Source organism: Parafrankia soli, from assembly GCF_001854695.1.
In the GTDB taxonomy this organism is placed as follows: domain Bacteria; phylum Actinomycetota; class Actinomycetes; order Frankiales; family Frankiaceae; genus Parafrankia; species Parafrankia soli.
Genome location: NZ_MAXA01000228.1, coordinates 36,259 through 54,404, shown reverse-complemented (window position 1 = coordinate 54,404; position 18,146 = coordinate 36,259). Strand labels below are relative to the sequence as shown.

Genomic DNA, 18,146 nt, shown 5'->3' with positions numbered 1-18,146 from the left:
ACCGCCACGGTAACCAACCCGGGCATCACGCCGGGCCGTCATCGCCGCGTGGCCGGCCGGACGGCCGGATGCCACCGCCGTCACCGGCTATCGCCCAACCGACGTCCCGGGACGGCCCGGGCCCTCTCCCGGCCGCACCCCGGAGGACCGACGAGTGGCAAAGTGGGTACATGTCACAGAGCGTGTCGCCAGGCTGGTACGACGACCCGTCAGGGCAGCCCGGCGCTCGATGGTGGGACGGCAACACGTGGACCGACCACACCCAGCCGGCACCGCCCCCGCAGCCCGCCCCGGCGCATCACGGCCCGGCGCAGCCCGACCAGCCGCAGTACGGCCAACAGCAGCCCGGCCAGCAGGTCCCGCCTCAGAGCGGGCCGAGGCCGGGCGGCTGGGGCGGCCCGCAGGGCTACCAGCCGCCGCCCGTGCAGACCCGCCACACCCCTGACCGGGTCCAGCGGCAGGTCCGCGAGCAGGCCGGGGTGCACGTGCCGGCGCAGGGCGGCGGTTCGCTGTTCAGCGAGCCGGTGCTGGTCGTCAACCAGAAGACGAAGCTGATCGAGTTGACGAACGAGTACGCCGTCTTCGACCAGAACGGGAACCAGATCGGCTCGGTCGTCGAGGTCGGCCAGAACGCGTTGAAGAAGGCCGTGCGCTTCGTGTCGTCGGTCGACCAGTTCCTCACCCACCGGCTTGAGGTGCGTGACGCCGCCGGTGTGCCGCAGCTGGTGCTGACCAGGCCGGCGAAGCTGTTCAAGTCGAAGGTGGTCGTGACGCTGCCCGACGGCCGGGAGGTCGGCAGCATCATCCAGCAGAACGTGTTCGGCAAGATCCGGTTCGGGCTGGAGGCCGGCGGCACGAACGTCGGAATGATCAAGGCCGAGAACTGGCGGGCGTGGAACTTCTCGATCGTCGACCAGAACGACACCGAGGTCGCCCGGGTGACCAAGACCTGGGAGGGCCTGGCCCGGACGATGTTCACCACGGCCGACAACTACGTGGTGCAGCTGCACCGGCCGCTGCCGCAGCCGATGCTGAGCCTCGTGGTGGCCTCGGCGCTGACCATCGACACCGCGCTGAAGCAGGACTCGAACTGAAGCAGAATGTGAAGGGCCTGGGTTGAGCCGGTGGCGCGGGCACCGGCTACCGGTGCCCGCGCTGGCGCTGCTCCGCTCGCTCAGCCGGCCCAGACGGTCTTGAGGTTGCAGAACTCCCTGATGCCGACCGCGCTCAGCTCACGGCCGTAGCCGGAGCGGCGGACGCCACCGAACGGCAGCTCCGGATGGGAGCTGACCATGCCGTTGAGGAAAACCGCGCCGGCGACCAGGTCGGAGATGAACCGCTCCTGCTCGGCCGGGTCGGTCGTCCACGCGTTGGAGCCGAGCCCGAACGACGTCACGTTCGCCAGCTCGATCGCCGCGTCGATGTCCGGCACCCGGTAGAGGGTGGCCAGCGGGCCGAACGCCTCCTCGAGGTGCAGGCGCATCGCCGGGGTGACGTCGCCGACGACGGTCGGTGGGAAGAAGTATCCCGGCCCGGACGGCGCCGTCCCGCCGCACAGGATGCTGGCGCCCTCCTTCACCGCGTCCGCGAGGAGCTCCTCGATGTCGAGCCGGCCGCCCTCGGTCGCCAGCGGGCCGATGTCGGTGCTCGGGTCCATCGGATCACCGACCTTCAGCGCCGCCATCCCGGCGACGAACAGCTCGGCGAACTGCTCGTAGACGTCCTCGTGGACGATGAAGCGCTTCGCGGCGATGCAGGACTGCCCGTTGTTCTGGCAGCGGGCGGTGACCGCCACCTCGGCGGCGCGCGCGACGTCGGCGGAGGGCATGACGACGAACGGGTCGCTGCCGCCGAGCTCGAGGACGGTCTTCTTGATCTCCTGCCCGCACACGGACGCGACGGCCTGGCCGGCCGGTTCACTGCCCGTGACGGTCGCCGCGGCGACGCGGGGGTCGCGCAGCACCGCCTCGACCTGCCCGGCGCCGATCAGCAGGGTCTGGAAGGCGCCTTCGGGGAACCCGGCCCGGCGGAACAGGTCCTCCAGGTAGAGCGCGCACTGCGGGACGTTCGAAGCGTGCTTGAGCAGCCCGACGTTGCCCGCCATCAGCGCCGGCGCCGCGAACCGGACGACCTGCCAGAGCGGGAAGTTCCACGGCATCACCGCGAGGACGACGCCGAGCGGCTGGTACCGGCCGAACGCCCGGCTCGCGCCGACCGAGCCCGGGTCGGCCAGCGTCTCGTCGGCGAGGAACGCCGCCGCGTGCTCGGCGTAGAACCGCATGCCCTTCGCGCACTTCGCCGCCTCGGCCTCGGCCGAGCGCAGCGTCTTGCCCATCTCGGTCGTCATCGTCACGGCGATCTCGTGCCGTTCCGCGTCGAGAATGTCGGCGGCCCGCCGCAGCAGCGCGGCCCGTTCGGCGAAGGTCGTCCGGCGGTAGACGGCGGCCGTCGCGCTGGCCAGGGCCAGCCGCTGTTCGATCTCGTCACCGTTGAGCGCGTCGAACGTCCTGACCACTGCGCCCGTCGCCGGATTGACCGACTGGATCGCCATGTCGCTCCCTCTGCTGGATCTGCCCGCTGGGTCTGCCCGCCTGGCTGCCCAGACGCGGGCCACGGCCGCCGTGGAGAGTGGGCACTCCCCGTCGTCGGCGCGGGCCCGTTCCGACTCCGCCGTCGGCGCGGCACTCACCGATCGACGCGATAATCCCCGATCTCGCCGCGCCGTGCCGGCGCCTGGCACGGTTTGCCCACCAATTTGCCGATCAACCGGTCGATCGGGCTTCGCCGTTCCGCCCCGGCACCCGCCGCCACGAGCTGGACTTTAACAGAGTGATCGATTACTTGCGTCAGGCGATCTGGGTGCCGCCGTCCACCGACAACACCTGCCCGGTGACGAACGCGGCGGCGTCCGAGGCCAGGTAGACGGCGGCGGCACCGATCTCGGCGGGCAGGGCGGTCTGACGCTCCAGCACCGTGCGCCGGCCGACGGAGTGCAGCTCCGGGCCCCGGGTGGCGGCCAGCCGGGCGAACACCCCGTCCGGATGCCAGCGGCTGCCCGAGCTGACGTCCCGGCTCATGTCCTCGGGGAGGGTCCCGTAGGGCGCGATCGCGTTKACGGTGATGCCCTGCCGGCCGACCTCCTTGGCCAGCACCCTGGTGAAGCTGTGCACCGCGCCCTTCATCGCCGAGTAGACGGCGAGCAGCGGGTCGCCGACGATCCCCGACGTCGAGCCGATGTTGACAATCCGCCCGCTCCCCCGCTCGATCATCCCGGGAAGCACCGCATGGGTGCAGTTCAGGGTACTCATGATGTTGAGCGAGATGTCCCGCTCCCACGTCGCCGGGTCCGAGTCGGCGAACGCGTCGAGGTCGACATTGCCGCCGACGTTGTTCACCAGCACGTCGACGCCGCCCAGCCGCTCCCGCACGGCAGCCACCATGGCGACCACCTGTGCGCGGTCGGTGACGTCGGCGGCCTGCMACAGCACGTTCCCCGCGCCGGCGGCCAGCAGCTGCTCGCACACCCGACGGCCCTGCTCCTCATCCCGGCCGACGATGACGACGTTCGCCCGCTCGGCCGCGAAGGCGAGGGCGATACCCCGTCCGATGTTGGCGTTCCCGCCCGTGACCACCGCCGTGCGGCCGTCCAGCCCGGTCTCCATGCTGTGCCCTTCCGTGTCCGGTGCGGGTACCCGCCGTCGCGCCGTTCCGCGGTGGCCGGCTCTCCCGAGATGGCAGGCGTTCCCAAGATGGCGAGCGAAGCCCGGCCCGCCGGTCAGCCGGCAGGCAGGCCGACGAGGACCTTCATCCGCCGGCCGTCGCGAAGATCTTGTAGAGCGTCGTGCAGGTCGGACAGGCCGACGTGGTCGACCCACCCCGCCGTCGGGTACGCGCCGCCCGCGATCAGATCGATCACCCGGGTGAACACCCCGGGGCCGTAGCCCAGCGACCCGGTCAGCTCGATCTCCCCCCGGGCCAGCACCCATGGCGCGAACTCGACCGGCCGCTCGGCGACCGCGATCCCGACGTAGCGCCCCCGGGCCCGCAGCACGGCCGGGGCCAGCCCGAACGTCCCGGGCGCCCCGGCGGCGTCCAGCACCACGTCGACGCCGCGACCGCCGGTGCGGCGCCGGACCTCGTCGGCGACGTCGGTCGTGTTCGGGTCGAGGACGTCGGCGACACCGAGCCGCTCCGCCGCGGCACGCCGCGCCGGCGCCGGCTCGACGAGCAGGATGTCCGTCACCCCGAGGGCGCGCAGACCGAACACCACGCCCATCCCGATCGGCCCGGCACCGAACACGAGGGCGGATCCGCCCGCCTCGGCACCGGAGCGCAGCACGCCGTTGAACGCGACCGCCATCGGCTCCACCAGCGCGCCCTCGGCCAGCGACATCGACGAGGGAAGGCGGTGCACCATCGCCCGCGGGACGGTCGTGAACTGGGCCAGCCCGCCGCCGTTCGAGCAGATCCCGTGCGTCATGACCTGCCGGCACAGTTCGGGGAGACTGGCCTGGCAGCGGTCGCAGTCACCGCAGGAGTAGAGCGGCTCCACGCTGACCCGCTCGCCGACGGCGACGTCGGTGACGCCCGCCCCGACGGCCGCGACCACCCCGGCGAACTCGTGGCCCACGATCTGGGGCAGCACGCCGCCGGTGAGCGGATGCGGCACCGTCGTACAGGCCCGCGGCCCGGAGAAGATCTCCGTGAGGTCGGTGCCGCACAGCCCGTTGTGGGCCACGGCGATCTTCACCTCGCCCGCCGCCGCCTCGGGCTCGTCGACCTCCTCGACGCGCAGGTCACCGGGGCCGTGCAACCTCGCCGCGATCATGACGCCCGGACCTGGTCGATCAGTTCGCGCACCCGGGCGGCGCCGAGGCCGGCGGCCTCCGCGGCGGGCATCCCCTCGGTGGCCGGGGAGAGAACCTCGGGCCCGACCCAGCCGAGCGCGCCGATACCGTCCAGCACGCGGAACAGCCGGACAAGGTCGAAACCGCCGTCGCCGGGAAGCAGCCGGTTGAAGGTGTCCCGGGCGATGTCGTCCGGTGCCTCGGCGGGCCCGTCAGACACCTGCACCGCGAAGACCCGGTCGCCCGGGAGCGCCTCGAGCGCCGCGAAGTCGGGGTTCCCCCGGAAGAAGTGCCACGTGTCGAACACCAGGCCGCCGTTGGCCCGATCCGCCGCCGCGACAACGGCCATCGCGGCCGGCAGGTCCCTGATCGCCATCATGGCCATGAACTCGAGCTGGATCAGGGTGTCGAACTCCGCCGCGCGGTCACACAGCTGCCCGAACGCGGTGGCGATCTCCTCGACCGGGAGGTCACCGGTCGGGCGGGCGAACGCCGTCAGCGCCGCGGGCCGCAGGGCCGCGCACATGTCCAGCACCTCGTCCGCGGTGAAGGCGATGGAGCGCGAAGCCGTCATCGGCTCGCCGCCATACCAGTTCATGAGCCCGTCGAACACGATGCCGAGGCCCTGGTCGCGCAGCCGCCGCCCCAGCTCGGCGGGCGCGGTGCCGGCCTCCTGGGCCAGCGCCACGTCCAGCGGGCTGATCGAGATGCGGMCGAACCCGCCGGCGACGGCGGCCTCCACCCGCTCCGCAAGGGGGCGCTGCAGGCCCACCGTGCCGGACCACATCACCCAGCCGATGCTCTCCGCTGAACCGGTCATCCGCGGCACCTGCCCCTCAGTCACCCGGCACACTACGCCGGAAACGACACTCAATGCCACCGTCGATATCCTGGGGCAGGTGTGGCGCGGCGTATAGTACGACTGTGGCGGGTGAGGTGTCAGCAGGGCTCGACCTCCGCGAGCGCACCCGGCGCGCCGTGCGGACCGAGCTGATGTCCGTCGCGATGGACCTCTTCGTTCGCAACGGCTACGAGGCCACGACGATTGACGAGATCGTGGCCGCCGCCGGAATGTCGCGCCGCAGCTTCTTCCGCTACTTCGGGTCGAAGGAAGACGTCGTCCTGGGGCACCTCGACGCCCTCGGCGCGTCCCTGGCCGAGGCCCTGGACCAGCGCCCCGCGAACGAGGACGCCTGGACCGCGCTGCGCCGGGCCTTCGACACCCTGATCGCCCACCAGACCAGCGACCCGCAGGGCGCCCTCTCAATGCGGCAGATGCTCGACGGCAATCCCGGGTTGCAGGCCCGCAACCTGGAAAGGCAGTGCCGATGGCACGACCGGCTCGCGCCCCAGATCGCCGCACGCCTCAGCTACCCGGGAACCGGACCCGCGGATGACAGTCCCGCGGGAGCTGGCGCCGTAGTCGACAGCCACCCGGGTGCCGGCCCCGCCGCCGGCGCTCGCACAGCCGCGGTCATCGGCGCCGCGCTGGCCTGTATGGAGGCGGCAAACCGCGCCTGGATGGCCACCGACGGCCGCACCCCGCTGGCCACCATCCTCGACGACGTCATGCGCACCGTCCGCCCCGCCGCCTTCTAACCCGTCGCACTCAGCCCAGGCCGGGTTCGGCGCAGGCCGGCTGATATCCAGCAGACCCGGATACCGGGGCAGGTTCCCTATCTGACGGATTTCGCCGCAGTGCTAATCTCGCAACGGAGCGCCGCGCTACATCCCCGCAACCACGCACGCGCCCCTGCAGCGCGCAGAACCGAGCATGTGGGGCTCCAGAACCCGATTTGGGCGTGACCTGCACGTTTGCCCGCCGAACGAGGCCCGCGTCGGGCAGGCTGGACGGCCATGGCGTGGTCGCGGCTCTACGCCCTGACGCGCAACGCTCTCGKACTGATGTTGCTCCGCGTGCGTGGGGACACCTCGAAAGAGGTGGAGCTCCTCGTCCTGCGACATCAGGTGGCGGTGCTGCGACGGCAGGTGAACCGGCCGGCGCTGAAACCGAAGGATCGGGTGATCCTCACGGCGCTGTCCCGGCTGCTACCCCGCGCCCGCTGGGACGTCTTCGTCGTCACCCCGGCCACCGTCTTGCGATGGCACCGTGACCTCCTCGCACGACAATGGACCTACCGGAGCAAGAAGCCCGGCCGGCCACCGATCCGACATGAGATCCGTGAGCTGGTCCTGCGCCTCGCGCGGGAGAACCCAACCCGGTGCCACCGCCGGATCCAAGGAGAGCTCGCCGGGCTGGGCTACCCGGTCGGAGTCGCCACCGTCTGGCGGATCCTGCACCACGCCGGTGTCGACCCCGTACCCCGCCGGGCCGACACCTCCTGGCACACGTTCCTGCGCGCGCAGGCCTCCGGCATACTGGCCTGCGACTTTTTCGCGGTGGACACCGTGTTCCTGCAACGGATCTACGTGTTCTTCGTCGTGGAGATCGCCACCCGCCATGTCCATGTCCTCGGAGTCACGCAACACCCGACCTCGGCCTGGGTCACCCAGCATGCACGGAACCTGCTGCTAAATTTCGAGGACCGCGGCCGCCGGTTCCGGTTCCTCATCCGTGACCGCGACACGAAGTTCACAGCTTCCTTCGACACCGTCTTCACGGCAGCCGACATCGACGTGGTACGCACGCCCCCGCCGTCGCCCAGGCAAACGCGATCGCGGAACGCTGGGTGGGCAGCGCCCGCCGCGAATGCACCGACAGACTGCTGATCGTCTCCGAACGGCACCTGACGTCAGTCCTCATCAGCTACGCCGAGCATTTCAACACCCACCGGCCTCACCGCTCCCTCGGCCAGCACCCACCCGACCCGCCACCCGTGGTCACCCCGCCCCTGGGTTCCACCGTCCGTCGCACACGCATCCTCGGCGGGCTGATCAACGAGTACCGCAACGCCGCCTGACGACGCCCGCAGACAATCACCTCAATGGCAAAAGGGTCAGCTCACAGGCCGAAACCCGAGTTCTGGAGCCCCACAGGCGGCACTATGGTGCTCAGCAGGGCTTTTCCATGTCGACGAACTCCACGGCGCCGTAGCCGTCGAACGTGTCGGTGTGCCGTCCGGTCTCAACGAAACCGAGGCGCTGGTACAGACGGATGGCACGTTCGTTGAAGGCTGCGACGTCGAGCACGACCCGGCGCTGCCCGTAGAGGGGGCGGGCGAACTCCAACCCGGCCAGCACGAACTGCTCGCCGAGCCCCCGGCCGGTGAGATCGGGCCGCAGGCCGAACCCGTAGAACAGCGCGTCGCCGTGCAACTCGAAGAAGTAGAAACCCATGAGCGCACCGGCGTCGTCGCGCACCGCGAAGAAACGCTCGGGGTTCTTCACGGGTAGGCCGTCGTCGTCGTAGAAGTCGTAGGGCGGGTCGTACCGCCAGGCGGCGCGCTCCCCGAACATGGCATCGTCCGCCGGTTCGATCCTCACCGCTTCTACTCCGAACTGGGACCGTCCCGAACGTCGTCCCCCACCGTCAGCGCGATTCTCCCACCATGCGGCCAGGGGCATCCATCGGCCCACCCCCGCACGTTGCGGCAACCGTCCCTGCGCCCTCCCGGTGAACCAGGATCCGGTTTCGGCAACCCGGCTCCTGGCGCTCGTTGCCCGCACTCTCGGCAACCCGTCTCGGCGACCGTGGACGACGGGCCGACGCGCCGCCGTGGACGGGACGAGACTCCGCCCTGTCCGCTGCGAGGCAGCCCCCTCACCAAGCCGAAAATCGTCCAGCGGAACAGATCACTGTGATTTCCATGGCAGAGTTCGACCGTCCTCGACCGCCGAGCTCAGCGCTCGGCGAGGAAGTCGATCTCGCTGATCGCGATGACGTTGCCCTGGCCGTCCGAAGGGTCGTAGGCCTCGGTCACCCAGACCTTGACAATCCGCACGTCCTTTCCGCGAACGTTCAGGTCCTGGCGGTCGGGCACGTCGCGCAGCGAAAGGATCTGGCACGGCCCGTCGCCGAGCTGCACCCCGATCCTCCGCGGCCTGGCCTGGGTCAGCCGCTGCGGGTCCTTCCCGTCCAGGCCGGCGCGGATCGAGACACGGTCGATCCGAACCGCGTCGTCGAAGAGGAGGACGAGGGTCGCGCTCCGGCCGGCCTGCTCGGTATCGGCGCAGGACTCGCCGGGGGGCCGGTCCGGATGCCAGGCCGTGGCCCAGGCCCGGTTCCGGAAGCCGTCGACGGCGAATGCCTGACTGTAGCCGGGGAGCTCTTCCTCGGCCGGTTCGACCCGCCACGACTTGACGTCGATCTCCTTGTACGAATGCGGCAGGAGCCCGGCCGCATGGTCCGAGACCCAGCCACGCGAGCTGCCACTCCATGGCCCGACGAAGGCGAGTACGGCGGCGACGACGACGGCCAGCGCCGTCGCGCGGAAGGCCGCGACCCGCGGTACGAGCGGCTGATCGTATCCGCGCCAGGCGCCGGCGACGGCGCGCATCTCCCGGTCGAACCGGCGGCGCTCACCGGCGCCCGCCAGCGCCGCCCCCCAGCCGCGCGCTCTCGGCGGTTCCGGCTCCGCGTCCCGGCGGGAGCGGGCCTCGAACCGGACCAGCATCTCCCCGCAGGTGCAGAACCGGGCGCCGGCCGGGTTCTGCCGCCCGCACCGGCACGGCATCGGAGTGCCAGGCTCTCCGGATCTCGGCGGGTGACCGGATGCCTCGGGATAAGGCGGCGTCTGCGGGTAGCCCGACGCCTGCGGGTGACCCGGGGGCTGCGGCGGACTCCCGGGAGCCGTCGACGGCGTCGACACTCCGGTCGGCGCCTCCTCGTCCGGACGGACCGCCCGGAAGCTGTCCCGTGGTCCGGCGTCCGGGCCGGCGCCCACCAGGCCGGCGATCGAGATGGGGCGCAACCCCGCCGGCTGTGCCCCACGCGGGACCCGGATTCGCCCCTCGGCCGTCCGAGATGCCGGCGCCGCGGGATCCTCCCTGCGGACGGCCCGCGGCATACCGGGGGCCGACGGCCCAGCGGGAGCCGACGGCGAACCGGGGCCCGGATCCGGCCGGGCTCCGGAGACCTGACCGGGCCCCGCGGCCGCTGGTCTCGGATCCCCGGACGGCGGAGGGCCACCGACGGGCGGATAAGGGCCGGCGGCAGAGCCCGCGGCCGGACCTGGACCTGCGGCTGGCGTTTCCCTCCGGCCTCCTCCCAGTGAGGGCGGCGGATCGGAGCCCTCCGCGGACCACAGGAACCGGCCACATCCCTCGCAGAACTGGACGCCGTCGTTGTTGACTCGCTGGCACGTCGGGCACGTCGTCATCCGGCACCGCCCAGGTCGGCCCGGTCGGCCGGACGCACCTGGTCGGTCACCAGGAGGGCGGCGAGGGCCGCCAGATCCTCCCCGCCGTCGCCACCCGCGCGTTCGCCGCCAGCGCCCAGGCCGACGGCGGCCGGTGGTGCCGATGCCGATGCCGATGCCGGCGGCGGCATCGGCACCACGGGCGACGACACCGGCGCGGGCGGCGCACCGAACCGCCTGGCGCGGCCGGCGGGTTGCCTCCGCGGCACCAGGGCCAGGTCGGGATCAACGCCGTACCCGGTCACCCACCAACCGGGCTCCGCGGGGTCGGGAAGCCCGGCGACCAGCCCATAGGCGTCGAGGACGTCCCCGTCCGGACCGGTCACAGCGAGATGAAGGCAGGTGGCGTCGGGGTCGCCGTCGTGGAGGTGGGGCACGACGACGCCGATGGGCTCCCCGGCGGCGACCCGAGTGCCGGCCTGGGGCAGGCAACGCGTGCCCTGGTAGCGATAGCTGCGGCCGTCGTCGGCGCGCAGCAGCAACGGGGAGCGGCCATCCACGACCCCGCCGGCGACCGCGTACACGGTCTCCCCCGCGCGGGCCGGCAGACGCAGCTCGCCGCCGGGCTGAGGCGCGACGACGAGCGCCCGCGACAGTGGCTGGTATCGGGCGCCGCTCGGGGCCGCGGGAGCCATGACGGGCGTCGCCTCTGCGCCCGGCCGAGCGACCGGGGCGACCTGTGACCGGTCGTCCGGGGAGACCCGTGCCCGCGCAACCGGGGCGACCACCGACGGCACGTGCGACCTGAGATCCGCCGGGCCAACCGGTCCAGCACCACCCGACGGGACGGCCTGCGGGAGGGCGTCGGACCGGTCAGCCGGGACGTCGGACCTGGCGCCTGGGACGACGGCGTCCGCGACCCCGGGCGTGCCGCCACGGCCGGGAGGCGGAGCCGTGCCAGAGCCGGCGGACGAGCCGGCCTCCGCCGAGATCGGGGCCGGGGATGGGGCCTCTGACCTGGGCTTTTCACTGTCTGTCAGATCGTGTGCAAAAAGCGCCCGAAGCGCGTCCGCGTCGGCCTCGCTCCCGCCGAATTCCGGCGGCGCTGGTGGCGGCACCGTCTCCCCCGTCATCGTCCTCGGTCGTCCTCACCGGCCATCAGGAAAGGAAGCTGGTCTATTCTTCCACGTCAGCCGTACCGTCTCCTGCCTCGTCCGGCCTGCTGTTCCGCGGATGACGTTGTCACAGCTGATGCTCAGGGTAAGGTCGGGGCGGCCCTTCGCCCGCACATGGGGCGAAGATGGTTCTCGAGCGATGCCGGAGGCGGGGGATGCGTCGCGGCGTGTACAGATCTATGCCGGCGGGAATGCCGCACTTGACGCCGCGCCTGGAACAACCTCACGGGGAACGGCGATGACCGAGGCGCCGGTTCCCCCGATCCTCGCGGCCCGCGTTCGGCTACCCGCCCCCGCCGGCATGCACCGGCCGCGGCTGGCCGGACCGCTCATCGTCCCGGCCGCCTACCGGGTCGGAACCGTGGTCGCGCCGGCCGGCGCCGGGAAGACAACCCTGCTTGTGGAGGTGGCGCAGGCGTGTGCGTGGCCGACCGCCTGGCTCACGCTCGACGACCGGATCGGCGGCCTCGACTCGTTCCTCGCCCACCTGCATGCCGCCGCGGCAGCGGCGGCCGGTCTGCCCGCCGGATCCTGGACCAGCATCGAGAACGCCATCGTGGACCTCGACCGGCACCTGACCGACAACCTGCTCATTGTCCTGGACGACCTGCACGCGGTGGACGGACAGCCGGCCGAGGCGGCGGTCCAACTCCTGCTCGACTACCTCCCCCCCAAGGTCCGGGTTCTCGTCGCCGCCCGCTGGCGCCCGAACCTCGATCTGCACCGGCTGCGTCTCGCCGGGCAGATACGGGAGGTGGACGCCGACGCGCTGCGTTTCCGGACCTGGGAGGTCGAGGAGCTGTTCCGGGACTGCCACGGCGTCCGGCTGCGACCCGAAGAGGTAACCGCGCTGACCCGCAGCACGGACGGCTGGGCCGCCGGTTTACAGCTGTTCCACCTCGCCACCCGCGGCCGGCCCGCGTCCGAACGGGCGAAGATTCTCTCCGGGCTCGGTAACACGCGGCTCACCCGCGAATACCTGACGATGCACGTGCTGTCCGCGGTGAGCGCGGACGAGCGGGACTTCCTGGTGCGGACGAGCGTCTTCGACCGGCTGACCGAGAAACGCTGCGACAGCCTGCTGGGACGCACCGGGAGCGGTCTTCAGCTCGCCGAGCTGGAACGGCGTGGGCTGTTCACCTTCGTCGAGGACGACGGGCGGACCTACCGTTACCACGAGGTGTTACGAATTCACCTGCTGGAACGGCTCGTGCTGGAACACGGGGAGGAACGAGCCCAGGAGGTGCACGGGGCGGCGGCGCGGCTGTGTGAGGAGGACGGCGCGCTCACCGAGGCGCTCCTGTCGTACTGCCGCAGCGGGGACTGGGAGCAGGTGCGGCGGCTACTCGGCCAGGGCGGCCGGCGCCTGGCCGACGACCCGGCCGCCTGGTTCGAGCTGCTGCCGGCCGCGATCCGCGACTCCGACCCGTGGGTGCTGCTCGCGATGGCCCGCCGGCTCGCCGCGGACGGGTCGCTCGAAGCCGCGGCCGATACCTATCGCGACGCCGCGACGGCGTTCGGCTCCGAAACGCCGGCCCGGGTTCACCGCGAGCTCGCCGAACTCGACGACTGGCTCCACCCCGCGCCGCGCCGCGACACGACCTGGCTGCGGACTCTTCGGGCGGTGCTGGCCGATCCCGGCCCGCATGTCGAAGGATCCGCCGACCCCCCGCAGACGGCGCTCGTGCGCGGGATCGCCGCCTTCGTCGCGGGAGAGATCGCGCTGGCCCGCCAACGCTTCGACACGATCACCGCGGGTATCGGCGCAAGTCCCGTGATCGAGACAGTCGCCGCGGTCGGGCGGGCCGCGTGCGCCCTGCTCACGCAGGACGCACAGGCCGGCGAGACGGTCGAGGAGGGAGTGGCCGCGGCGGAGCTGCTCGGGCATGCGGCCGTGCTCCGCGTTGCGGCCGCCGTCCGCGCCCTGTACTTCGGCTACGGCAACCGGCACGTCCTGCACCTGCTCGACGCCGCCGGCCGGGCCGGTGACCGGTGGGGGGTGGGGGCCCTCGTCCTGCTCGGCAGCTTTGCCGGCCTCCCGGTGCCGGACGACGCCATGTTCCCGGCCGACGAGCTTCCCGCGCCCGCCCTGCCGCCGTCGACCGGCCTGGCGCCGGGGCAGGTGTGGCCGGACGACGAGCCGATGCACCTGCGCGCCTACCGACAGCTGGCGATGGCACTGGACCACACGGCAGGGATCTTCGACGAGCTGACCGCCGGTGCGCTCGCGACCTGGGCGCGGGCGTCCGCGCTGCTGGCCTGGCGGCGGGCGGGCGCGCCGCTGGACGAGGACGAGGCAGCGCGGGTGGTCCGGGCAGCGGCCCGGCTGGGACCGGCCCCGCACGCCCTCGCCCTCGTCGGTAGCGTCCCACCGCCCTCGGCCGCCCCACCGCCGTCGCACGCGGCCGGTCCGCCGCCGTCGCCCTCTGCGGCGTCCGGTGCCCCGTTCGCCCCAGGGTCCGGCGCGACATCCGGCCAGACCCATCCGCACGAGGTGGCGCGCCGGATCGCCGCCGAGGCGGGCGTCGGAAGCTGGGTGGAAAGGCTGATCGCGTCGCTGTCGGGCGGCGGCCGCCCGCCCGCCGCCGTCATGCCCGCGGGCATGACGGGCACCGTCGCTGCCGCGGTCGACGCCGACGCGGCCAGCCCGGCGCCGGCCGGTGAACCGCCCGCTGCGGAGCGCCGGCTGACCGTCCGCTGCCTGGGTCGGTTCGAGCTGGAGATCGACGGAGTGCCGGTCGGCCTGGCCGGGGTACAGCCGCGCAACCTCGAGCTCCTTCATGTGCTCGCGGTGCACGCGGACCGGCCGTTGCATCGGGACCAGCTGATCGAGCTGATCTGGCCGGACGCCGCGCCGGCACAGGCGAACCACAGCCTGCAGGTCGCGGTCAGCGCCCTGCGCGGGCTGCTCGAACCGGCGGTCCCGCGCGGCCGGCGCGGGCTGCTCCGCAGGGCCGGGCAGGGCTACCTCCTGGCCCTCGTCGATCCGGACGACCACGACATCCGCCGGCTCGAACGACTGCTCGATGCCGCAGCCGCGGCACGACGCTCCGGTGACGTCGAGGCCGAGTACCAGCGGCTGGCGAGCGCGATCGAGCTCTACGCCGGGGACGTCCTGCCCGGCGGTGGCCCGGCGGACTGGCTGCTGGCCGAACGGGACCGGCTGCGGACGACCATCGCCGCGGGCTGTGAACGCGCCGCGGCCATCTCGACCGAGACAGGCCGGCACAAGGATGCGGTCCGGCACGCCGAACTGGGGCTCGAGGTCGACCGGTACCGGGACGGGCTGTGGCGGACGCTCGTGGTGGCGCTCCGATCGGGCGGGCAGCCGGCCGCGGCCGCCCGCGCGGAGGCCCGGTACGAGGCGATGCTCGCCGACCTGGGCATCGAACTCACATCGGCCGAACCTCCACTCGGTGCGGGACATGGGCCGGCTTGGCCGACCTGACAGCCGCCTCCACCTCCCGCAGATCGCTGCCCTGAGGCACCCGGACGAGGAGCGACGGGGTGCGACCGCCCGGCAGTTCGCCCTGCGGCCGGGGCGACCAGTTCACCCCTCCGCTGTCGGTCACCTCCGCCTCCACCCCGGCGAGGACCCGGACGGCCGCGGCCACACCGGCCGGCGTGCCACGCCACCGCAGGACCTCCGGCAGCTGCCGGATAACCGCCCGGGTGCGGTCGGCCGGCCATCCGCCGTCCACCGCCATCCCGAGCCAGCCGGCCAGCCAGCCGAGGAAGTCCTCCGGCGTCAGATCCGGGTCGAGGTAGGCGTCGACGTTGTCGAGCGTGGCCAGCACCGGCGCCAGCACCTCGTCGAAGGCGGCGAGCAGCGCGCCGACGGCCCCGGCGCCGAGCAGCACCCCCGGTACCCCGCCCGCCAGCGAGAACGGGGTGTCCAGGCCCTCGACCGATCCCCTCATCCGGCCGCCTGGGCGCGAACCGCGTCGATCTGGTGCTCGAAGCTGAACACCAGGCTGGTCGGCGGCAGGTCGAGGCGTTCCACCCGACTGAAACGCTCCCGGGTGACCGGGTTCGCCTGGAACAGCAGCGCCTCGTCGACGTAGGCGACGCCCGACACCGCCTGCAGGACCCCGAACACGTCCCCGACGTGCACGGCCCGGCCGAACGGCCAGCCGGTGCCGTCCGGTCCGCCGCTGACGGGGTTGAGGAACCGGTAGAGGGCGGTCAGCGCATCCTCCCGCACCCGGTCCGGGTGGGCTGTCGCGGCGCAGCGCAGGCGCGCGACCACGGTCACGCCGACGTAGCGCGGCGGCTCCACGCTGACCCGCACGCCGACCACCCGCCGAGCGTCGAGGTACCCCCGGATGGCCTCGCCGGTGGTGTCCGGAACGACGAGCTCGGTGAGGGCGAGACGGCCGTCGGCGCCGGCCGCCCGGGGCACGACGAGCACCCGGACCGCCCCGGCGTCCTGGCCGGACTCCTCCACCACGCAGCGCACCCGGGCGGTCTCCGGGGCGGCCTGCCGGGCGAGGACCTCGAAGTCCTCGGCGGTGACCGCACGGTCCCGGTGCCGCAGTGCGAGGGGTCCGCGGACCTTGGCCTCCTCGATGGTCTCCCCGTCCACCCCACCGCTGGCCGGCTGCCGGTTGTACACGGCGGCGACGTACGGGATGGAGGAGCGCAGCGTGTTCAACGAGCGGGCGACGACGTTGCCGATCCGGCCCCCGCCGGTCTGGTACGGCCGCACCCGGACGACGGACCCCTTCGGCGGGACGGCCCCGTACTGGCGCACCGAGCCGTCCGCGAGCCGGACGAGCGGCCCGAACCCCACCACGCCGGTGGTCGGGTCCACCATCACGTGCCGGTCGTCCGGCCCGCTGGACGCGAACGAGTCGACCAGCTGCCAGACCGACCAGCCGTCGGCCGTCTCGGTCCCGGCCCCACTCCCATTGCCGTTCCCGTCCGGGCTGTCCGGCGCGGACCCGTCGCCCGCCGGCACCGCCACCGACCCGGTCGGCGCGGTCGTCGGGAGCGCCGCCGGCGACGCGGAGGGCAGTCCGGCGGGCAGCGCGTTGCGCCGGGTGTCGTCGGCGCTCACCTCGATCACGATCGGCTCGGAGGTTGTCGGAACCGGGACCTGGCTGAGCCGGAACGTCTGCCCGGCAACCCCCTCCGAAATCCCGAGGACCGCCCCGGCGACCTGAGCGCCGTGCACCGCGTCGACGTCCCCGCCGACGGCCGCCCCGACGACGGACACGATGCGCGGGGATTCCCGGTAGGCCGGCACCCCCCGCCGCTCGACGACCCGGCAGCGCAGCCAGGCGGAGGTGACGCCGCCCACGTCCCGGACACCGTGCGTGCGCGGCAGGTGCAGCTCGATCACACCCGTGGTGTTCAGGCCGTTCGTGGTGTCCTGTTCGAGCGAGCATCGGCTCCAGCGCCGGCCGTCCCAGGCCTCCCAGCGCAGCGGCGGCCGCAGCGGGTCGATGCCGTGCCCGCTCACCATGCAGGTGAACCGCAGGAGGACGATCAGCGACGGGGCCGGCCGGTCGAAGCCGATGTAGAGCGCGTCGCCGGCCTTGGGACGCTCGTCAAAGCAGGCGAACCCCGAGCCGAATCCGAGTTCCCGGGTGTGGTCGCGCAGGGTCTCGCCGTCCACGCTGGACGCCACCACGACCGAGCGTGCCGGCACGATGTCCAGGTCCGCCATGGTGGTGAACTCGATCGCCCGTTCGGTGGCGGTCCGCCGGGTGGACACCACAGTGCCCTTCGCGATGCGGACGGTGGCGTCCTGCTGGGCGGAGAGGCGGAACGAGACCTCGGCGCGGGCGGCGACCGGCGGGAACAGCCGCACCCCGACCAGGTCCAGGAACCGGACGTAGTTCCGGTCGGGCACCCGGTTCAGCCGGTACAGCAGCAGGTCGGTCATCCAGGCGAAGGTCTCGACGAGGGTCACGCCGGGATCGCTCACGTTGTGGTTGGTCCACGTCGGGCAGCGGTCGGCGATGAAGCGCTTCGCGTCGTCGACGAGCTGCTGGAAGGTCCGGTCGTCGAGGTTCGGTGCCGGCAGCATCATGAGGAGGCCTCGTCGGGGATGACATAGAAGGGGACGACCAGGTTGCGGCGGTCGTAGACGCCGCGGACCCGGTAGCCGATGTCGATCCACAGGGTGGATTCGACGGCGTCCGGGGTGACCTGCACATCCACCACGTCGACCCGGGGCTCCCAGCGGCTCAACGCGCGCGTCACCTCGTAGGCGATCAGCCCGGCGGTGGTCGAGTCCGCCGGGGCGAAGACGTAGTCGGCGAGCGGGCAGCCGAACTCGGGCCGCATCGGGCGCTCCCCCGGGGTGGTGCTCAGGATCAGGTACATCGCCTGTTCCAGCTCATCGACCCCGCTGGTCATGGCGAAGGACCCGCTGGCGTCGGTGGCCATCGGCCAGCCCCAGCCGACCCCGAGGAAGTCCGTGCCGGCGGTCGTCCCAGCCGGCGCCGGGGGCATCACGGGCCCACCAGGACGGTGACGCCCGATCCGGTGAGGACGGCCGGTATCTGCGCGCACTGGGTGACCTGGCATCCGCTGTAGGCCACGCCCCGGCCCTCCGCCAGCACCGTGGTGCTGCCGGCGACCACCTGGCCCTGCTGCGCGATCAGCAGCATGAACGGGTCGGAGACGTGTAGGCCGACGTGCGGCGGTGTGTTCAGCCCCGATGACGAGGTGACGGCGACCGGCTGCCCGCCAACCAGAACGGTGGCGGCCAGGCCGGTGGTCAGCGGGGCGGCGAACGGCAACGGGGCGGGCGACGGGATCGGCGTGCCGGTAGGGCCGGGTACCTGATGAATCGCGCACACTCCGGTGATCTGGTCGCCGGCGACGGCCGCAGGAGAACCCACCGTGCCACCTCC

The 18,146-nt window shown here is 72.7% G+C and carries 14 protein-coding genes and 1 pseudogene; 4 read left to right on the top strand and 11 right to left on the bottom strand.

The genetic code is table 11. The features are described from left to right. The first annotated feature begins 170 nt into the window (after positions 1–170). Entirely contained in the window at positions 171–1,094 is a 924-nt protein-coding gene (locus tag BBK14_RS22300; protein WP_071065217.1) for an LURP-one-related family protein, read from the top strand. A gap of 80 nt (positions 1,095–1,174) precedes the next feature. Here the strand turns inward: BBK14_RS22300 and BBK14_RS22295 are convergent, their stop codons facing one another. From BBK14_RS22295 to BBK14_RS22280, 4 genes are all read right to left on the bottom strand, one after another. Beyond that, on the bottom strand, positions 1,175–2,551 hold the full coding sequence (locus BBK14_RS22295; RefSeq protein WP_071065216.1) for an NADP-dependent succinic semialdehyde dehydrogenase: 1,377 nt from the start codon (positions 2,549–2,551) through the stop codon (positions 1,175–1,177). A gap of 295 nt (positions 2,552–2,846) precedes the next feature. Then, positions 2,847–3,662 (bottom strand): SDR family NAD(P)-dependent oxidoreductase, encoded by an 816-nt coding sequence (locus BBK14_RS22290; RefSeq protein WP_071065215.1) that lies wholly within the window; start codon positions 3,660–3,662, stop codon positions 2,847–2,849. A 113-nt stretch (positions 3,663–3,775) separates the two neighbouring features. Further along, positions 3,776–4,828: a zinc-binding dehydrogenase gene (locus tag BBK14_RS22285; protein WP_071065213.1), complete on the bottom strand. Its 1,053-nt coding sequence runs from the start codon at positions 4,826–4,828 to the stop codon at positions 3,776–3,778. Next, positions 4,825–5,667, bottom strand: a complete 843-nt coding sequence (locus tag BBK14_RS22280) for a sugar phosphate isomerase/epimerase family protein (RefSeq protein WP_071065226.1) — start codon at positions 5,665–5,667, stop codon at positions 4,825–4,827. Before BBK14_RS22280 ends, BBK14_RS22285 begins: the two co-directional genes overlap by 4 nt. Positions 5,668–5,783: 116 nt before the next feature. Between BBK14_RS22280 and BBK14_RS22275 the strand changes: the two genes are divergently transcribed. Further along, the gene (locus BBK14_RS22275) at positions 5,784–6,446 is read left to right on the top strand and encodes a TetR/AcrR family transcriptional regulator (protein WP_241831752.1); all 663 of its coding nucleotides are present in this window, start codon (positions 5,784–5,786) and stop codon (positions 6,444–6,446) included. A gap of 216 nt (positions 6,447–6,662) precedes the next feature. Continuing rightward, positions 6,663–7,768: pseudogene (locus tag BBK14_RS22270) on the top strand (integrase core domain-containing protein). A gap of 91 nt (positions 7,769–7,859) precedes the next feature. Here BBK14_RS22270 and BBK14_RS22265 read toward each other — a convergent pair. From BBK14_RS22265 to BBK14_RS22255, 3 genes are all read right to left on the bottom strand, one after another. Further along, a complete protein-coding gene (locus tag BBK14_RS22265; RefSeq protein ID WP_071065210.1) occupies positions 7,860–8,291 on the bottom strand; it encodes a GNAT family N-acetyltransferase in 432 nt (143 codons plus the stop codon). A 356-nt stretch (positions 8,292–8,647) separates the two neighbouring features. Continuing rightward, positions 8,648–9,421: an NADase-type glycan-binding domain-containing protein gene (locus tag BBK14_RS22260; protein WP_198541382.1), complete on the bottom strand. Its 774-nt coding sequence runs from the start codon at positions 9,419–9,421 to the stop codon at positions 8,648–8,650. Positions 9,422–10,122: 701 nt separating this feature from the next. Further along, positions 10,123–10,893, bottom strand: a complete 771-nt coding sequence (locus BBK14_RS22255) for a M23 family metallopeptidase (RefSeq protein WP_131802392.1) — start codon at positions 10,891–10,893, stop codon at positions 10,123–10,125. Between the two features lie 625 nt (positions 10,894–11,518). On the opposite strand from BBK14_RS22255, the gene BBK14_RS22250 reads away from it, so the two are divergent. Then, a complete protein-coding gene (locus BBK14_RS22250; protein ID WP_241831751.1) occupies positions 11,519–14,728 on the top strand; it encodes an AfsR/SARP family transcriptional regulator in 3,210 nt (1,069 codons plus the stop codon). Here BBK14_RS22250 and BBK14_RS22245 read toward each other — a convergent pair. The 4 genes from BBK14_RS22245 to BBK14_RS22230 are packed head-to-tail and all read right to left on the bottom strand — an operon-like array spanning position 14,673 to position 18,134. Next, positions 14,673–15,200, bottom strand: coding sequence for a phage tail protein (locus BBK14_RS22245; protein ID WP_071065204.1), 528 nt, complete (start codon positions 15,198–15,200; stop codon positions 14,673–14,675). The two genes, BBK14_RS22250 and BBK14_RS22245, sit on opposite strands and share 56 nt — an antisense overlap. Next, positions 15,197–17,317, bottom strand: a complete 2,121-nt coding sequence (locus tag BBK14_RS22240; protein ID WP_071065203.1) for a putative baseplate assembly protein — start codon at positions 17,315–17,317, stop codon at positions 15,197–15,199. The genes BBK14_RS22245 and BBK14_RS22240 overlap by 4 nt, the downstream gene beginning before the upstream one ends. Continuing rightward, the gene (locus BBK14_RS22235) at positions 17,314–17,742 is read right to left on the bottom strand and encodes a GPW/gp25 family protein (RefSeq protein WP_071065202.1); all 429 of its coding nucleotides are present in this window, start codon (positions 17,740–17,742) and stop codon (positions 17,314–17,316) included. Before BBK14_RS22235 ends, BBK14_RS22240 begins: the two co-directional genes overlap by 4 nt. Next, on the bottom strand, positions 17,742–18,134 hold the full coding sequence (locus BBK14_RS22230) for a PAAR domain-containing protein (protein ID WP_071065200.1): 393 nt from the start codon (positions 18,132–18,134) through the stop codon (positions 17,742–17,744). The genes BBK14_RS22235 and BBK14_RS22230 overlap by 1 nt, the downstream gene beginning before the upstream one ends. Positions 18,135–18,146 lie beyond the last annotated feature (12 nt).